The organism is Microbacterium deminutum (assembly GCF_039530205.1).
Taxonomy (GTDB): domain Bacteria; phylum Actinomycetota; class Actinomycetes; order Actinomycetales; family Microbacteriaceae; genus Microbacterium; species Microbacterium deminutum.
On record NZ_BAAAOG010000002.1, the window covers coordinates 438,839 to 455,790 of the forward strand.

Sequence of the window (16,952 nt, forward strand, 5' to 3'; positions counted from 1 at the left end):
CGCTCATTCGGCCGGCGCCGGCGCCGTGGTGTTCCCCTCGCGGAACACGCACGTGAAGCTGATCGAGGCGCCCTCGCCGCCGTCGAGCATCGCGGCGACCGCCTCTCCCGCTGCCCGCCCCTTCTCGGCGGCGGGCTGCACCAGCGTGGTGAGCTCGTAGGGCGCGAGCCCGTCCACGACGATTCCGTCGAAGCCGGTCACGCTGACATCCTGCGGCACCCCAAGGCCCGCCTCCTCCGCGGCCCGGATCACGCCTGCGGCGAGGAGGTCGCTCTGCGCGATGACGGCGGTCGGCCGCTTCGCCGGATCGGCGAAGATCGCGCGTCCCGCGGCGAGTCCTTCGTCGATGAAGCTCCCCGCCGCGGCGTAGGTCGCGGCATCCGGATACACGTCGCGGGCGCCCGCGAGCCGCTCGCGAGTCACGTCGATGGTGATCTCCGCGTCGCCGGGGATCCAGTCCCGGCTCCAGCCCGCGCGGATCGGCAGAGCGACGATCGCGACGCGCGAGTGCCCCAGCGAGCGCAGGTGGCTGGCCGCCTGGCGCTGTGCCTCGCGGTTGTCGAGGCCGATCCGCGGCACATCGACGCCGGCGTCGCCCTCGATGACGATGACCGGGATGCCGCGGGCCCTGACCGCTGCGAGGGATTCGCGCAGCAATCCGCTGCAGCCGACGAGCACTGCCGCGTCGAGCGGCGCGGTCGTGAGGGTCGCGCCGGCGCCGACCGACTCCTGGTCCCGCAGCAGCAGCAGTCCTGCGCCGAGAGGGGCCACCGCATCCGCGAGCCCGTCCATCATGAGTGTCTTCACCGGGTCGAGGAAGGCCGTTCCGAGGTGCTCCTCGAAGACGACGCCGACGATTCCGGACCGACCTCGGCGCAGGGATGCCGCACGCGGGTCGGGTCCGGTGTAGCCCAGCGCTGCGGCCGCATCGAGCACACGGGAGCGGGTGGCATCCGAGACCGGCGTCTTGCCGCTGAAGACGACGGACGCCGTCGACGGCGAGACTCCCGCCTCGCGGGCGACGTCCGAGATGGTGGCGCGGCGCGTGCTCATGACGCAATGATGGTACTCCGGAGCGTCTGGCTCCGTCGAATCGATTCGACCACTCTCGAATCGGTTCGGTAAGGTATTCGCATGGAACTCCAGCTCACTCGATCGCAGTTGGTGCGCTGGCGCACCGCCGTCTTCGCGATCTTCCTCGCAAGCGGCCTCTCGATCGCGACCTGGGCGTCCCGGGTCCCCGCCATCAAGGTCACGCTCGGCGTCGACAACATCCAGATCGGCCTGCTGCTGCTCGGGGCCGGCGCCTCCTCGATCATCGGAGTCTTCATGGCACCGGTCATCCTCGCGCGGATCGGCGCCAAGCGCGGCATGTTCTGGGCGATGATGATCTTCGCCGCCGGCGTGGCCGTGATCGGCGTCGGCACCGACGTCGTCCACCTGTACTGGCTCGCGTTCATCGGCCTCGTCGGCTTCGGCTTCGGCAACGGCTCTCTCGACGTGATGATGAACGTCGAGGGCGCCGCGATCGAGAAGCAGTTCAACAAGACGATCATGCCGCTGTTCCACGCCTTCTTCAGCTTCGGCACCGTGATCGGCGCCGGCATCGGGGTGCTCGCGGTCGCCTGGGGATTGAACGTCTTCGCTCACGCGAGCTTCATGACCGTCGTCATCCTCGTGATCGCCTTCTTCAGCATCGCGAACGTCCCGGCCCGCGAGATGACGATGGACCCGGTCGACGAGGCGGATCGCAAGAGCTGGCGCGAGCGTCTGCACATCGCGCTGTCGGCCTGGCGAGAGCCCCGCACCTATGCCATCGGCCTCATCATCCTCGGCATGGCCTTCGCGGAGGGCGGCGCCAACGACTGGCTGGCACTCGGTGTCGTCGATGGGCACGGCGGCGGCGAAGCTCTCGGCGCCGCCGCTCTCGCTGTGTTCTCGGTGAGCATGACGGTGGTCCGGATGATCGGGGGACCGCTCGTCGACCGGTTCGGCCGCGTCGGCACTCTGCGCGTGCTCGCAGCGACGGCAGCCGTCGGACTCCTGCTGTTCATCCTCGCGCCGAGCATTCCGCTGGTGTTCGTGGGCGCGGCACTGTGGGGCGCCGGTGTGTCGCTCGGATTCCCGCTCGGGATGTCGGCCGCCGCCGACGATCCGGCCAAGGCGGCGGCTCGCGTCAGCGCCGCCGCGACGATCGGGTACGTCGCGTTCCTGTGCGGACCGCCGATCCTCGGCTTCATCAGCGAGCACATCGGACTGCTCAACACCCTCTTCATCCTCGTCGGGCTGGTCGCGGTCTCCGGACTCGCCTCGGGGGCGGCGAAGCCGATCGCCGGCTCGACCGTGGGTGCCGGTCACCACGCCGAACGGCGCTGAGCGCCGCCGCTGAGCGCCACCGCGCGGCATCCGCGTTCGTCGTAGGCTCTTCGGGTGCGCCTCGTGATCGCCCGCTGCTTGGTGGACTACACCGGTCGGCTCAACGCGCACCTGCCGCTGGCCACCCGGCTTCTGGTCCACAAGGGCGACGGGAGCCTGCTCGTGCATTCGGATGGCGGCTCGTACAAGCCGCTCAACTGGATGAGCCCGCCTTGCCGTCTCGAGGTCGAGATGCCCGATGAGTCGGATGCCGAGGACGGCGTCATCGAGTGGTGGCGCGTCACGCACGCCAAGACGGGCGACGCTCTGCTGGTGCGGATCCATGAGATCCTGCACGACTCCGCACACGAGCTGGGAGTCGACCCGGGTCTCGTGAAGGACGGCGTCGAGTCGGACTTGCAGCGCCTGCTCGCCGAGCAGGTCGACGTGATCGGCGCAGGACTGAGCCTCGTGCGGCGGGAGTTCCCGACCGCGATCGGTCCGGTCGACCTGCTGCTGCGCGATCCCGCCGGCGGAACGATCGCGGTCGAGGTGAAGCGGCGCGGCGACATCGACGGAGTCGAGCAGCTCACGCGCTATCTCGAGCTGCTGAGCCGCGACCCGCACCTCGCTCCGGTGACCGGCGTGTTCGCCGCCCAGGAGATCAAGCCGCAGGCACGTGTTCTGGCTGCGGACCGCGGCATCCGCTGCGTCACCCTCGACTACGAGGGCATGAAGGGTGTCGACTCTGGCGCGCCGCGCCTGTTCTGACGCTTTCCGGGTGAAAGGCGGAGCCGAGGCGGCGGGGCGCCCGCCGACGTTCGCCGTACGGCCCAATGAACTTCACGCTCACACGGCCCGAATGAACTTCGGGCTCACACGGCCGAATGACTTCGCGCTCACACGGCCCGGTTGTTCATCAGCGTTGACGGCACGTCACGACGGTTCGGCGCCCGCCACTCGCCCGGTGCCCCCCTCGGCCGCTCGTCGCCGACCTGTGTGAGCCGGAAGTTCATCAGCGTTGACGGCGAATGTCGAAGGACGGACCGCGGCGCCTGGGCGACCGCCCACGACGTCCGCGGCGACTGACCATAGGCTGAACTCATGCCGATGCGCTCGCCGTGGACCTGCATCCTGTGGGATGTCGACGGCACGATCGTGGATGCCTCGGACGGCATCCTCCGGCGACTGGCCATCACCCTCGACCACTTCGGCAAGCGGCCCCCGACGCGAGCCGAGCTGGTGCACTGGATCGGCCCGCCGATGTACGACTCCTTCCAGGTGAACGTCGGCATGACGCCGGCCGAGGCATCCGATGCCGTGTCGTTCTATCGCACGCTCGGAAAGGCCGACGGCTACACCACCGGCGCCGAGCTCTTCGACGGCGTCGCCGACCTGATCCGGGATGTCGCAGCCGCCGGCATCGCACAGGCGACGGCGAGTTCGAAGCCCGAAGTGCAGGTCGACGCGCTCATGGACCACTTCGACCTCTCGCCGTTCCTGGCCGCGATCGTCGGCGCGACGCTCGACGAGCGGACGCTCAGCGCGAAGGCCGATGTCGTCGCCGAGTCCCTCCGCCGCCTCCGGGCCGCAGGCGCCGACACGAGCCGCCCGGTGCTCATCGGCGACCGCCACCACGACGTCGAGGGCGGTGCCGCGAACGAGGTCCCCGTGATCTTCGTGCGATGGGGCTTCAGCTGGCCTCACGAGTCCGCAGGCGCCCAAGCCGCGGTCGACACCGTCGGGGAGCTTCGCCGCCTCCTCCTCCTGAAGACCGCAGATGACTGACACCGGCACCGCGATTCTGGGGTGGGCGATCCCCGCCGCCGTCGTGTTCGGCGCGACGGCGATCGCGATCGCAGCGCTCGTGTGGGGGGTTCGGCGGGCGCGGCGCTCCCCTCGTGCCCGTGCCGCGGCCGAGGCGATCCGTGCCCGGGCCGGGGCGACACTGGTCGAGCTCGATGACGCCGTCGACGAGCTCGACCTCGAGGTAGGACTCTCGGGCGCCCTCTACGGCGGCAGTGCCCCGGCCTCGCTCCGCCGCGCGCGAATGACCGCCCAGCACGTGCGTGACTCCTCGTTCGAGGAGTACCGGGCCGTGTCCACCGGCACGGCATCACCCGACGAGATCCGCAAGGCGTCGGCACGGATCACCCGCAGGGCCGGCGAGGCGCTTGCGACGATCACGAGCGCTCGCGCCGAGCACGCCCAATGGATGCGCGCCAACGTCTCGTCGGCCGATCAGGTCGCGTCGGCATACGTCCGGCTCGACGCGCTGAAGGCGTCGATGGGCGACCCGGCGGCACTCGTCACCGAGCTCTCAGCGCGCTTCTCCGAGGACGAATGGCGTGAGGCGTCCCGGGCCGCATCGGCGGCGATCAGCGAGACAGATGAGGCACAGAACCACCTCGCGGCGGCGGCCTCGCTGGCGATGGACCCGACCCGCAGCGCCCTCGATGACCTCGCCGCTGCAGAGCGGGCGCTCCGCAAGGCCGAGGACGATGCCCGCATCCTCGAAGAGAGCCACCGGCTTGTGACGCAGGCGGCTTTGGCTGTGCCCGGCGAGTTCGAGTCGGCGCGCACCGCATTCCGGCAGGCGATCCTGATTCGCGACACGCTGCCGGCGGCCGAATCCGACCGTCTCGGGGAGGAGCTGCGCAAGATCGACGCCGAACTGACAGCGCTCGAGACGGATGCCGCGCGCCGCCCGACACGCACCATCGATCGCATCGCGCGCCTGCGAGACCGCCTCGACCTCGCCGTAGGCGATGCCCGCACGTCGCAGCAGCGCCTCCGCGGCGCCCGGACGGCGCTGCCCGGAACCCTGGCGGCAGCCCGGAACGCGATCGCCTCGGCCGAGGCATCCGTCGCCCACTCCCGCGCAGGCGCGGACGCCCGGTCGCGGCTCATCTCGGCACAGCGCGAGCTCGCCGCTGCGAGGCAGGCGCAGGATCCGGTATCGGCATTGGATGCCGCCCGCCGCGCGATGCGCGACGCCGAAGATGCGAAGTCGCTCGCGGAATTCTCCCGGCTCACCGGACATTGATCCGGACCGCCTCGCTGTCGTGGGCGCATGAGCGACGTGCTCGAGCGCCGGTGGCCCGCCACCTTCAGCAGGGCGAGGCGATCTCGGTGTGGCGCGCAGGCACGCACCACACCGCGTGGTCGAGTGCGGCCGTCAGCCGCGGCGGCTCAGAGCGGCCGGATGTTCTCGGCCTGAAGGCCCTTCGGGCCCTGCGCGATCTCGAACTCGACGCGCTGGTTCTCTTCGAGCGAGCGGTACCCGCCCGCCTGAATGGCGGTGTAGTGCGCGAACACGTCTGCGCCGCCCTCATCGGGAGCGATGAAACCGAATCCCTTCTCGGAGTTGAACCACTTGACCGTGCCCTGCGTGCTCATGAAATGCCGTTCCTCAGAGGTGCCGGTGCCGTGTGCACCGACATTGCCTCCACGCTAACGAAGCGCAGGGACACGCTGACAGTGGGGCGACAGATGGTGACACAAATGTTGCAGAGAAGCGGCGTCAAGGCCGTGCAGCCCCATCGGACGCCCGGGCCGAGCGAAGCTCTAAGCCCGGGCGTCGACGGATCCCCCCGGATAGGTCACGCCAGGCGTGACTCGCACATTGTACCGATATATCGGGATGTCGCGACGCGACGCGACCCGAGATCCTCGCCATACACTGGATCCACCCATGACTGCGCCTTTCATCCCCCTCGACCCGCGCGGGACCGTCCTCGGCGATGAGGTCTATGCCCGCCTCGGTGAGGCGATCCTCGAGGGGCACCTCGCGCCGGGTGAGCGCCTTCGTGATCACGAGCTCGCGGAACGTCTCGGGGTCTCGCGAACCCCCGTGCGCGAGGCGCTGCAGCGGCTGGAGCGCACCGGTCTCGTCGAGGTGGCGCCCAACCGCTACACGCGCGTCACCACGCCGAACCCGAAGGCGCAGGCCGACGTCTTCGAGTTCGTCGGCTATCTGATGGGCGTGGCCGTCCGGATGGCGGTGGCACGATGCTCCGACGATGCGCTCGCCGACACGCTCCACGATGCGGACGCCATGATCGAGGCATCCCGGGCCGACGATCACGAGTCGCTCGCGCGATCGAGCCACGCCTTCTTCGCCAGACTCACCCTCGCCACCGAGAATCTCGCCATGCTCCGCGTCATGCGAGAGGGCGAGATCGCCATCCGGCGGTCGCTGCCGGGGTGGCAGCCGTTCATCGAGTGCCCGATCGGGCGTACTGCGGCGTATGAGGCGTTCCGGGATGCTGTCGCCGAGCGCGATGCGGAGCGCGCCGAGTCGCTGCTGCGCGACATCCACGGCTTCTCCTGATCCCTGGCGCTCGATACGGTGAACGGGTGGGCCACATCGAGCTGCGAGAACTCGACGACGACGACCTGGACGCGATCTTCGAGATGATGCGCGATCCGGAGTCGGTCTCGATGGCTGCCTTCACCTCCGACGATCCCGCTGACCGCGACAAGTTCGACGCATGGATCGCGCGGCAGCGGGTTGCCCCCGACGTCTCGTATTTCGTCGTCACCGAGAACGGCGGGTTCGCCGGCTCGGCGGCGATGTTCACCATCGACGGCGACCGCGAGGTCAGCTACTGGCTCGCCCGCCACGCGTGGGGACGCGGAATCGCGACCGAGGCGCTGCGCCTGCTCGTCGCCCGCGAACCCGAGCGCCCGTTGTTCGCGCGGTCGGCGGCGCACAACTCCCGGTCGATCGCGGTTCTGACGAAGTCGGGATTCACCGAAGTGTCTCGCAATGTCGCCTTCGCGCCCGGGCTCGGCCTGGAAGCGGAGGAGATCGTCTTCACGCTGGTACCGGCGCTCGACGGCATCTGACGCACGACCCGGATGTGATCAGCCCCGCCTCGGACCGACGGGTCGAGGCGGGGCTGATCGTTCGCGCTAGCGCCGCGCCAAGCGCCGGGTGAGGATGAGCGCCAGACCGGTCATCGCAATGGCCAGCCCACCGATCCCCCACGGACCCATGTCCGCACCACCGGTCGCCGCGAGCGGCGGCGGGTCAACCGACGCAGGGTTCGCGCAGAGCGCGGACTCGGGCGGGTAGTTCACCGTGGTCTGGTACGAGGGGTTCACCTCGAAGAGCACCGTGACCCCATCCCGGGTCCACGCGTAGTTGCCGTCGGTCTTGACGTACTTGCCGTCGGGGAGCAGCTCCCAGCCCGGCCACCCCGGCGGTGTCACACTGGCACCGGGCCAGAGCAGTTTCCCGCTGAGCGGCAGGTTGGTCACGACGTAGTCCTGCGACGGGTCGGTCGGGTGGACGAAGGTGATCGTCAGCGGAGTGTCGCTGTCAGCCACGAAGCCCTCCGGCAGGTTCACCGCGTAGCTGAGGTACGGCACCGATCCGACGCACTCCGAGTTGATGTCACCGGGGATCAAGTCCTCGTTGCATGGCACATCGGTGAAGGTCGGCAGCGGAACCCAGGTGTAGGTGTACGTGCCATCCCCGTTCACGGAATAGCCGGTCGGAACCGGGTCGACCGTGAAGCCATCGGCCACCGTGGCGATGAAGTCGAAGTTGTCGGGGTTCTCGACATCCACCCACTCATAGGTGACCGTATTCGTGTCATCGGGCAGGAATGCGAAGTCATTCTCGGTCCCGCACGGATCCTCGACGGCCGGCTGACCGAGCGTCACGGAAGGAGCCCGGAAGCACGGCGCCTCGTTGTCATCCGACTGGAAGCCGATCGCGCCGAGCACCGTGATGGTCGCCGTGGTCGGTCCCTCGATCGTGAAGCCCGGCTTCGCCGTCGCGGTGATGGTGTACGTTCCTGGTCCATCGAAGGACCGATCCACCTTCAGGGTGTAGCCCTCACGGTCGATCGGGAACGGCGCGGTGTCGAACGACCCCGCCGCCTCGCAGGTGGGCGGCTTCGGCGCGAAGTCGAACGTGACGATCGTCGGCACGTCCATGTTGCACGCATCGGAGTCCTCCGGCAGCTGCGCGAGCAGCGGCACGACCCACTCGGTCTGTGCGCCCTCCGCGAATACGTAGCCGTCCTGCGGGCTGGCCGTCCACGTGGAAGAGCCGTCCTCGTTGGGCGACTCCAGCCAGCTCACGCCCCGGTCCGGGCCGAACGTGATGGTGCCGCCTGCGTCGCAGGTCGGTGGCGTCCACTCCAGCGTCGGCGTGATCACCGTGTATTCGGTGCACTCGTTCGAGTCAGCGGGCAGCTTGTCCAGGTTCGGCACGGTCCACTCGGTCTGCGCGCCCTCCGGGAATACGTAGCCGTCCTTCGGCGTGGCCGTCCAGATGGTGGAACCGTCCGGCTGATCCTCGAACGTCCACGTCACCGTGTCGGTCGGGCTGTATGTGAACGTGCCCGCGTGCTCACACGTCGGCGGGATGACGCTCAGCATGGGCGTGACCTCGACCTCGCATTCAGGCGGGTAGTAGCCGCCCGTCTCGGGCATCGGCGGACACGAGGGTGTGGGCGTCGGTGTGTATGTCGGAGTCGGCGACGGGTGGTAGCCGTATGTCTGCGGCGTTGCTGTCTCCGGCGAGACCAGATCTGCCACTGCTGCGACCACTGTGTCGACCGCGTCCGCTACGGCCTCGACCGGCGTGGGCGGAGGATCAGTGGCGACAGCCCCTTCGCTGGGTGCCACAGTCTCTTCGGCCACCGTGGTGGGCTCATCGGGAGGCGGCTCATCGGCGGCAGCCCCAGCGGTCACCAGCGGGGCGATCACGAGGGCCGCGGCCACCGTGACGCTCGCCAGCGCCTTCCATGTCTTGTACATTTCTCCCTCTCAGACGAGGCCGGATGACCTTCTGAGAGGACTGCGTCGTCGTTTCCCCAGCGCCCTCAACATTGAGGACAACGGAGCCACGGCCGTCGCAACGGCTCAAGGCCCTCCGGCGCGTTTCCGGCCCGCGCCGGAACAACCGGCTGCCCGGTGTCCGACGACCGACGATTCCCCAGGAGTCGCCGGATGCGCGCTTTGGCGTCACAGTAGCAGTGGACGAGTTCGTCCGGTACATAGGAATCGCTGCTCCGGTTCAGCGTGTCGCCGATGCCGCCAGGGACCCGCCCTCGAAGAGTCCGTCGACCCCCCTGCCCGCCGCCCCGTTCAGGTTCGCAGCAGCATCTCGCACAGCAGACGAAGATGGGCCCCCATTCGGGAGCCCATCTTCGTTTCGTGCGCGAGGGGGGAGTTGAACCCCCACGCCCTTTCGGGCACTGGCACCTGAAGCCAGCGCGTCTGCCTATTCCGCCACTCGCGCGAGTCGCAGGATCCGAAGACACCGCGAACTCAACTTCCCGAGGATATCACGCAGACGGGACCCTCCCGAATCCGGGCGATGGGCGAGGAACGCGTCACAGGGTCGGTCCATCGCCAATCCAGACTGTGCAACTAGCATGTACCAACCGGCACCCCCCGTCCGAGGAGCCCCGTGGGACTACTTGACAGCTTCGAGAAAGGTCTCGAGCGCGCAGTGAACAGCGCGTTCGCCAAGACCTTCCGCAGCGGTATCCAGCCCGTCGAGATCGCATCCGCGCTGCGCAGCGAACTCGACAAGAAGGCGGCCGTCGTCAGCCGCGATCGCATCCTCGCGCCCAACACGTTCACGGTTCGGCTCTCGCCGGCCGACAACGAGAAGATGGCGGCCCTCGGCGAGGCATTGGGCGACGAACTCGACACGCTCGTGCACAAGCACGCGAAGGCGCAGGGGTACTCGTTCGCGGGACCCGTCTCGATCACGATCCGCAGTGACGACCAGCTCTCCACCGGCACACTCCGTGTCGAGTCGTCGACGGCGCAGGGCCGCGTCGCGTGGCGCGGCATCATCGATGTCGAAGGCAAGCGCCATCCGCTTGTGAAGTCGCGCACTGTCATCGGGCGGGGCAGCGATGCCGACATCACGATCTCGGACGCCGGCACGAGCCGTAAGCATGTCGAGATCCTCTGGGACGGCGAGCGCGCCATGGTGCGCGACATGAACTCGACGAATGGAACGATGCTCGATGGCCGCAAGGTCGTCGAGGCCGCACTGCCTCCGGACTCGACGGTGACGATCGGGCGCACCGACATCGTCTTCCGGGTCGTGGCCCAGGCCGCACCGCCCAAGCCCGCGATGCCTGCCGACGATGCCACCCGCGTCTTCGACGTCCGCGACGGCGGTCCGCTGGCATGAGCGAACTGACCCTCCTGCTGCTGCGCATCGGATTCCTGGTCCTGCTCTGGTTCTTCGTGTTCGCGGTCGTCTATTCGCTGCGGGCCGATCTCTTCGGCGTGAAGGTGCGCCGGATGCCGGACGCTCAGGCCGCGGCCGCTCCCGCCGCCCCGCCCGCAGGGGCCGCGGCATCCCGCTCCCCGGCCGCAGCGACCGCCCCCGTCACCGCGGCCCCTGCCGCGGCATCCGGACCCAAGGGCGGCCCGGCCACGACCTCGACCGTGTCGCGGATCGTCATCACGAGCGGGCCCAAGGCCGGCCTCGAACTGCCGCTGGGCAACGAGCCGCTCACGATCGGGCGCTCCAGCGAGTCGGGACTCGTGATCCGCGACGACTACACCTCCAGCCACCACGCGCGACTCGTGCTGTGGGGCGAGCAGTGGATGATCCAGGACCTCGACTCGACCAACGGCACCTGGCACGACGGCACCCGGGTGGCGGCGCCCGCTCCGGTGACCGTCGGCGCGCCGATCAAGGTCGGCGCGACGACCTTCGAGCTGCGGAAGTAGCGGGCGGAACCGCCACCGATGGTCTTCCAGGGCTCGAGCGCCGCCATTTCGCACACCGGCAAGGTGCGCTCCAACAACCAGGACTCCGGATATTCCGGGTCGAACCTCTTCGTCGTCGCGGACGGCATGGGCGGTCACGCCGGCGGCGACGTCGCCTCGAGCCTTGCCGTCGGACGGCTGGAGCGCATCGACCGGCCCTTCGAGTCCACCGCGGCCGCCGAGCGCGCCCTGCGGGGTGCCATCGCCGACGCCGCGACCGAGCTGATCGACACGGTGCGCGCGCGACCGGAGCTCGCGGGGATGGGCACGACCGTCAGCGCGCTGGTCATGGTGGACGACTACGCGGTCATCGCGCACATCGGCGACTCGCGCATCTATCTGTATCGCGACGAGGCGCTCACGCAGATCACGACCGACCACACGTTCGTGCAGCGGCTCGTCGACTCCGGGCGGATCACGCCCGAGGAGGCGCGTTACCACCCCCGCCGGTCGGTGCTGATGCGCGTGCTCGGCGACATGGATCCGGACCCCGAGCTCGACACCTTCATCATGCCGACCCAGCCCGGCGACCGCTGGCTGCTCTGCTCGGACGGGCTCTCGGGTGTCGTCGATGACGCGCACACCGCGAAGGCGCTCGGGCTGGGGCTCGCGCCCGGCCGCACCGCCGACAATCTGCTCAAGCAGGCACTCGACGGCGGCGCCCCCGACAACGTCACGATCGTCCTCGTCGACGTCGGCGGGCAGCATCCGGTCTTCTCCGGCACACCGACGATCGTCGGGTCGGCGTCGAACCCGGTCGGGATCGAGGTTCCCGCGGCCCGGACCGGACGCAGCGGCTGGCTCCACCCGAACCGGCAGGCAGCGAACGAGCCGACGCACTTCGAACCCGCCCCCGAGTTCCTCGAGGAGCTGATCGAGGAGGACCGGCGCCGCGTCCGCCGCCGGCGCATCGGGTGGATCGTCGGGCTCATCCTCGTGCTGGTGATCATCGCGGCCGCCCTGTACGGGGGATACCAGTGGACGCAGACCCGGTACTTCGTCGGCGCCGACGACGACACGGTCGTGATCTTCCGCGGCGTCCAGCAGGACATCGGTCCCATCGCGCTCTCGACTCCGTACGAGGACACCGGGATTCCGCTCTCCTCGCTGTCCGACTTCGCCAGGGCGACCGTCGAAGGGACGATCTCGGCCACGTCGCTCGATGATGCGCGCCGTATCGTGACCACCATCAGCGACACGGCAGGGGGTGGCTGATGAGCACCACACGTCCGCCCGAGACGGATGCCGTCTCGACCGACACCGCGGTGGTTCGCGCGCTCAAGCGCATCCGCGTGCCTCAGACCCAGCGCAACCGCGAGCTGTTCCTGCTGATCTTCGCGTTCGCGATCAACGGCTCGGCGGTGGCGCTCGTCCAGCTCGGCGCCACCGGCGCGATCGACTGGACGTTCCTCGTCTACTGCGGCGGTCTCACGGCGCTGGTGCTGGCGCTGCACATCGTCCTGCGTCTGCGCGCTCGGGATGCCGACCCCTTCGTGGTGCCGATCGCCACGCTGCTCACCGGCCTCGGCCTCGCGATGATCTACCGCATCGACATCGCCCTGAAGGGACACGGCTGGGAGGCCGCCTCCACCCGTCAGCTCGCCTGGGCGGGCATCGCCCTCGCCGGGGCCGTCGCGATCGTCGTGCTGCTGCGCAACTACCGCGTGCTCTTCCGGTACACCTACGTCTCGGGGCTCGCCGGCATCCTCCTGCTGCTGCTGCCGATCATCCCGGGCCTCGGCACCGAGGCCAACGCCGACGTATGGGTCTCGCTCGGTTTCGTCTCGTTCCAGCCCGGTGAGATCGCCAAGATCCTGCTCGCCATCTTCTTCGCGGGGTATCTCGTTCGCACCCGCGAGAGCCTGACCTCGGTCGGCACCCGCTTCCTCGGCGTCACGTGGCCGCGGGCACGAGAGCTCGGGCCGCTCGTGGTGATCTGGCTGATCTCGCTCGGCATCATCGTGCTGCAGCGCGACCTCGGCACGGGTCTGCTCATCTTCGGCATGTTCGTCGCGATGCTGTACGTCGCGACCGGCAAGACCAGCTGGGTGCTGATCGGTGTCGTGCTCGCCGCCCTCGGCGCCTTCCTCGCGTCGCGCGTGCTTCCGTACGTGGGCGGCAGGTTCGCCAACTGGCTGGATGCCTTCAACCCCGCGATCATCGAACGCCCGGGCGGCAGCTACCAGCTTGTGCAGGGGATCTTCGGACTCGCCCAGGGCGGACTGGCCGGCACCGGACTCGGCCAGGGCCGCCCCTACATCACGCCGCTGTCGCAGAGCGACTACATCCTGCCGAGCCTCGGTGAGGAGCTCGGCCTGATCGGGGTGTTCGCCATCCTGTGCCTGTACATGGTGTTCGCGAGCCGCGGCATCCGGATCGGCCTCGCCGGCCAGGACGACTTCGGCAAGCTCCTCGCGACCGGCCTGTCGTTCACGATCGCGCTGCAGGTGTTCATCATGGTCGGCGGCGTCACGCGCGTCATCCCGCTGACCGGACTGACCACCCCGTTCCTCGCGGCGGGCGGCTCGTCCCTCGTCGCGAACTGGCTGATCGTCGCGCTGCTGCTGCGCATCTCGGATGCCGTCCGCAGCCGGCCCCGGGTGGTGATCGGCTGATGACGAAAGAATTGCGTCGGCTCAGCATCCTCATGCTCGCCATGTTCCTCGCCCTGTTCGGCGCCACCAGCTGGATCCAGGTGGTGCACGCGGATGCGCTCGCGCAGGACTCCCACAACACGCGCGCGCTCTACGACTCGTATCAGGTGCAGCGCGGCTCCATCATCGTGAGCGGCTCGGCGATCGCGTCATCCGTCGCCGTCAAGGACGTCTACAGCTGGCAGCGCGTCTACACCGACGCGCAGATGTGGGGGCACGTCACGGGCTGGATCAACCCGGCGCTCGGCTCGGCCACGGGGATCGAGCAGGCGATGAACCAGGCGCTGAGCGGGACAGCCGGATCCCAGTTCCTCTCTCGCATCGAGCGCATATTCACGGGCGAGCCGCCGCGGGGATCCAACGTCGTCCTGACGCTGGATGCCGCGGTGCAGAAGGCCGCCTTCGATGCGCTGGGCGATCTGCAGGGGGCGGTCATCGCGATCGAGCCGTCCAGCGGAAAGGTGCTCGCGATGGTGTCGAGCCCCGACTTCGACACGAATCTGCTGGCCGCCCACGACGCCACCGCGGTCAACGCCTACTACGACAAGCTCGTCGCGGATCCGACCAATCCGCTGTTCGATCGCTCGATCGGCGGCGATCTGAACCCACCCGGATCGACGTTCAAGCTCGTGGTCGCCTCGACCGCACTCGCTTCGGGCGATTACACGCCCGAGTCGACGCTCCCGAACCCGGCGTCCTACCGGCTGCCGCAATCGAGCAGCGTGGTGCACAACGCGAGCGGCGGCACCTGCGGACCGGGCGCGGAGGTCACGATCGCGGATGCGCTGCGGATCAGCTGCAACATCCCGTTCGCCGAGCTCGCCGTGAAGCTCGGTGACACCGCGATCCGCGAAGAGGCGCAGAAGTACGGCTTCAACACGTCGCTCGACCTGCCGCTGACCTCGACCGCGTCGAGCTACCCACGCGCACTCGACGATCCGCAGACGGCGCTCACCGGCTTCGGCCAGGGTCAGGTGACAGCCACCCCGCTGCAGATGGCGATGGTCTCGGCAGGCATCGCGAACGGAGGAATGGTGATGTATCCACGGATGGTGGATCGGGTCATCGGCCCGGATCTCTCGGTGCAGCAGACGTTCGACGACAAGGAGTTCGGGCGCGCGCTCGAGCAGAACCTGGCGGCCGAGATGGTGGCGATGATGGTGGCGAATGTCCGTGACGGCGCGGCGTCGGGTGCAAGAATAGACGGGGTCGACGTGGCCGGTAAGACCGGGACCGCGGAGAACGGGCCAGGACAGCCGTACACGCTGTGGTTCACCGGGTTCGCTCCCGCTGAGGATCCGCAGGTTGCTGTCGCGGTGGTCGTCGAAGACGGCGGCGGGCAGGGCCAATCGGGCAGCGGCAACACGATCGCGGCGCCCATCGCGAAGAAGGTCATGGAGGCGGTGCTGGGGAGATGAGACCGACGCAGGGTGTGACCTTCGGCGGCCGCTACGAACTCGAGTCGCGGATCGCGATCGGCGGCATGGGCGAGGTGTGGGAGGCGACCGACCACGTCATCGGCCGGACCGTCGCCATCAAGATCCTCAAAGACGAGTACATGGGCGACCCCGGGTTCCTCGAGCGCTTCCGCGCCGAGGCCCGCCACGCCGCCCTCGTCAACCACGAGGGCATCGCGAGCGTCTTCGACTACGGCGAGGAAGCAGGCAGCGCCTTCCTCGTCATGGAGCTGGTGCCCGGCGAAGCTCTCTCCACGATCCTCGAACGCGACGGCGCGCTCTCGACGGACAAGACGCTCGACATCGTCGCCCAGACCTCCCTGGCGCTGCAGGCTGCCCATGCCGCGGGGCTCGTGCACCGCGACATCAAGCCGGGCAACCTGCTCATCACTCCCGACGGCCGTGTGAAGATCACCGATTTCGGCATCGCCCGCATCGCCGACCAGGTGCCGCTGACGGCAACCGGCCAGGTCATGGGCACGGTGCAGTACCTCTCACCCGAGCAGGCGTCGGGGCACCCGGCATCCCCTGCCACCGACACGTATTCGCTCGGCATCGTCGCGTACGAATGCCTCGCCGGCAAGCGCCCCTTCACCGGCGAGTCGCAGGTCGCGATCGCCATGGCGCAGATCAACGAGCAGCCCCCGCCGCTGCCCGCGACGGTCGCCGCCCCGGTGCAGAATCTCGTCCTGGCGATGATCGCCAAGAAGCCCGAAGAGCGCCCCGCTTCGACCGCCGCCGTCGCGCGAGCCGCCACGGCGCTGCGCCGAGGGGATGTCGCGGCGGCCGCCGCCGCTGTCCCAGCGGTCGCAGCCGGCGTGGCGGGCATCACCGCGGGTGACGATGCGACCATGCTGCTGACCGCCGGTGGCGCCACCGCCACGGCCACCACCCTCATGCCCGCGCCCGATGGCGCGGGTGAAGGCGAGGGCGAGAAGCGCAAGCGCAGCCCGTGGACGTGGCCGCTGATCGCGCTCATCGTGCTGCTGCTGCTCGTCCTCGGCGGGACGATCTGGGCGCTCATCGCGAACCAGGACACCCCCGCACCGGCGCCCTCGACCTCCTCGGCGTCCCCCTCGCCCACACCGACCCCCACACCGACGCCGATAGTCACGCCGACACCGACGACCGTCGACGTGAACGCGCTCGGCCTCGTCGACATGCCCTGCAACGACGCTCGCGCCAAGGCGCTCGACGCCGGCATCGAGACGGTGACGTGCACGGCCGGCAACGCTGCGAACAGCCAGGATCAGGTGGGCCTGGTGTACTCCGTCGAACCTCAGGGCAACGTGCCGAAGGACCGTGAGCTCGTGCTGACCTACTACGGCGACCTCACCCCGATCGGGACGCCGACCGCTCCGACCATCGAGATGGGCGGCACGCCCGTGCCCACCGTGGTGGCCGGCAGCACCGTCCAGGTCAACTGGACCGGCTTCACCTGCCCCTCGGGCACCGGGTCGGTCAGCGCTTACAAGGTCTCGCTCACCAACGGGACCTTCGCCGCAGACGGCAGCACGGAGCGATCGTTCGACCCGACGCAGCGCCCCGCCGACGTCGTCGTGGGCGGCACGACCGGGTCGCTCATCGCGACGTACGTCGTGACGTGCACGGGCAACAACGCCAGTCGCGACTCGGATCCGTCGCCCCAGGGTCAGGCGACGATCACTCCAGCGGCGACGCCCTGACGCCGCGATGAGCGAGCGAGCCCGTCCGGGGGCTCTCGCGG

Annotated in this window: 15 protein-coding genes and 1 tRNA gene; 12 read left to right on the forward strand and 4 right to left on the reverse strand. The window is 69.2% G+C overall.

Going from position 1 to position 16,952, the window contains the following annotated elements; all coding sequences use genetic code 11:
- Window positions 1-3: 3 nt before the first annotated feature.
- Entirely contained in the window at window positions 4-1,053 is a 1,050-nt protein-coding gene (locus ABD212_RS08210; RefSeq protein WP_344093251.1) for a LacI family DNA-binding transcriptional regulator, read from the reverse strand.
- A gap of 81 nt (window positions 1,054-1,134) precedes the next feature.
- On the opposite strand from ABD212_RS08210, the gene ABD212_RS08215 reads away from it, so the two are divergent.
- The 4 genes from ABD212_RS08215 to ABD212_RS08230 all read left to right on the forward strand — a co-directional run bounded on the left by ABD212_RS08215 (window position 1,135) and on the right by ABD212_RS08230 (window position 5,401).
- Window positions 1,135-2,376 (forward strand): MFS transporter, encoded by a 1,242-nt coding sequence (locus ABD212_RS08215; RefSeq protein WP_344093254.1) that lies wholly within the window; start codon window positions 1,135-1,137, stop codon window positions 2,374-2,376.
- A gap of 54 nt (window positions 2,377-2,430) precedes the next feature.
- Entirely contained in the window at window positions 2,431-3,126 is a 696-nt protein-coding gene (nucS, locus tag ABD212_RS08220; RefSeq protein WP_344093256.1) for an endonuclease NucS, read from the forward strand.
- Window positions 3,127-3,459: 333 nt separating this feature from the next.
- Window positions 3,460-4,143 (forward strand): HAD hydrolase-like protein, encoded by a 684-nt coding sequence (locus ABD212_RS08225; RefSeq protein ID WP_344093258.1) that lies wholly within the window; start codon window positions 3,460-3,462, stop codon window positions 4,141-4,143.
- Window positions 4,136-5,401, forward strand: coding sequence for a coiled-coil domain-containing protein (locus ABD212_RS08230; RefSeq protein ID WP_344093260.1), 1,266 nt, complete (start codon window positions 4,136-4,138; stop codon window positions 5,399-5,401). The genes ABD212_RS08225 and ABD212_RS08230 overlap by 8 nt, the downstream gene beginning before the upstream one ends.
- A gap of 146 nt (window positions 5,402-5,547) precedes the next feature.
- On the opposite strand, the gene ABD212_RS08235 is transcribed toward ABD212_RS08230, so the two are convergent.
- Complete coding sequence (locus ABD212_RS08235; protein WP_344093262.1) at window positions 5,548-5,754, reverse strand: cold-shock protein; 207 nt, start codon at window positions 5,752-5,754, stop codon at window positions 5,548-5,550.
- A 295-nt stretch (window positions 5,755-6,049) separates the two neighbouring features.
- On the opposite strand from ABD212_RS08235, the gene ABD212_RS08240 reads away from it, so the two are divergent.
- Complete coding sequence (locus ABD212_RS08240) at window positions 6,050-6,688, forward strand: GntR family transcriptional regulator (RefSeq protein WP_344093264.1); 639 nt, start codon at window positions 6,050-6,052, stop codon at window positions 6,686-6,688.
- A 26-nt stretch (window positions 6,689-6,714) separates the two neighbouring features.
- Complete coding sequence (locus ABD212_RS08245; RefSeq protein WP_344093266.1) at window positions 6,715-7,206, forward strand: GNAT family N-acetyltransferase; 492 nt, start codon at window positions 6,715-6,717, stop codon at window positions 7,204-7,206.
- 66 nt (window positions 7,207-7,272) lie between these two features.
- On the opposite strand, the gene ABD212_RS08250 is transcribed toward ABD212_RS08245, so the two are convergent.
- Both ABD212_RS08250 and ABD212_RS08255 read right to left on the reverse strand, forming a co-directional pair.
- The gene (locus ABD212_RS08250; protein ID WP_344093268.1) at window positions 7,273-9,132 is read right to left on the reverse strand and encodes a hypothetical protein; all 1,860 of its coding nucleotides are present in this window, start codon (window positions 9,130-9,132) and stop codon (window positions 7,273-7,275) included.
- Between the two features lie 400 nt (window positions 9,133-9,532).
- A tRNA-Leu gene (locus ABD212_RS08255) sits at window positions 9,533-9,616 on the reverse strand.
- A gap of 171 nt (window positions 9,617-9,787) precedes the next feature.
- Here ABD212_RS08255 and ABD212_RS08260 point away from each other — a divergent pair.
- The 6 genes from ABD212_RS08260 to ABD212_RS08285 are packed head-to-tail and all read left to right on the forward strand — an operon-like array spanning window position 9,788 to window position 16,911.
- Window positions 9,788-10,528 (forward strand): FHA domain-containing protein, encoded by a 741-nt coding sequence (locus ABD212_RS08260; RefSeq protein WP_344093270.1) that lies wholly within the window; start codon window positions 9,788-9,790, stop codon window positions 10,526-10,528.
- Entirely contained in the window at window positions 10,525-11,076 is a 552-nt protein-coding gene (locus tag ABD212_RS08265; RefSeq protein WP_344093272.1) for an FHA domain-containing protein FhaB/FipA, read from the forward strand. Before ABD212_RS08260 ends, ABD212_RS08265 begins: the two co-directional genes overlap by 4 nt.
- 18 nt (window positions 11,077-11,094) lie before the next feature.
- A complete protein-coding gene (locus ABD212_RS08270) occupies window positions 11,095-12,330 on the forward strand; it encodes a PP2C family protein-serine/threonine phosphatase (protein WP_344093274.1) in 1,236 nt (411 codons plus the stop codon).
- Window positions 12,330-13,730: an FtsW/RodA/SpoVE family cell cycle protein gene (locus tag ABD212_RS08275; RefSeq protein WP_344093277.1), complete on the forward strand. Its 1,401-nt coding sequence runs from the start codon at window positions 12,330-12,332 to the stop codon at window positions 13,728-13,730. The genes ABD212_RS08270 and ABD212_RS08275 overlap by 1 nt, the downstream gene beginning before the upstream one ends.
- Window positions 13,730-15,187 carry a peptidoglycan D,D-transpeptidase FtsI family protein gene (locus tag ABD212_RS08280; protein WP_344093279.1) on the forward strand — a complete coding sequence of 486 codons (1,458 nt, stop codon included), beginning with the start codon at window positions 13,730-13,732 and terminating at the stop codon, window positions 15,185-15,187. The genes ABD212_RS08275 and ABD212_RS08280 overlap by 1 nt, the downstream gene beginning before the upstream one ends.
- A complete protein-coding gene (locus ABD212_RS08285; protein WP_344093281.1) occupies window positions 15,184-16,911 on the forward strand; it encodes a serine/threonine-protein kinase in 1,728 nt (575 codons plus the stop codon). The genes ABD212_RS08280 and ABD212_RS08285 overlap by 4 nt, the downstream gene beginning before the upstream one ends.
- Window positions 16,912-16,952: the final 41 nt, after the last annotated feature.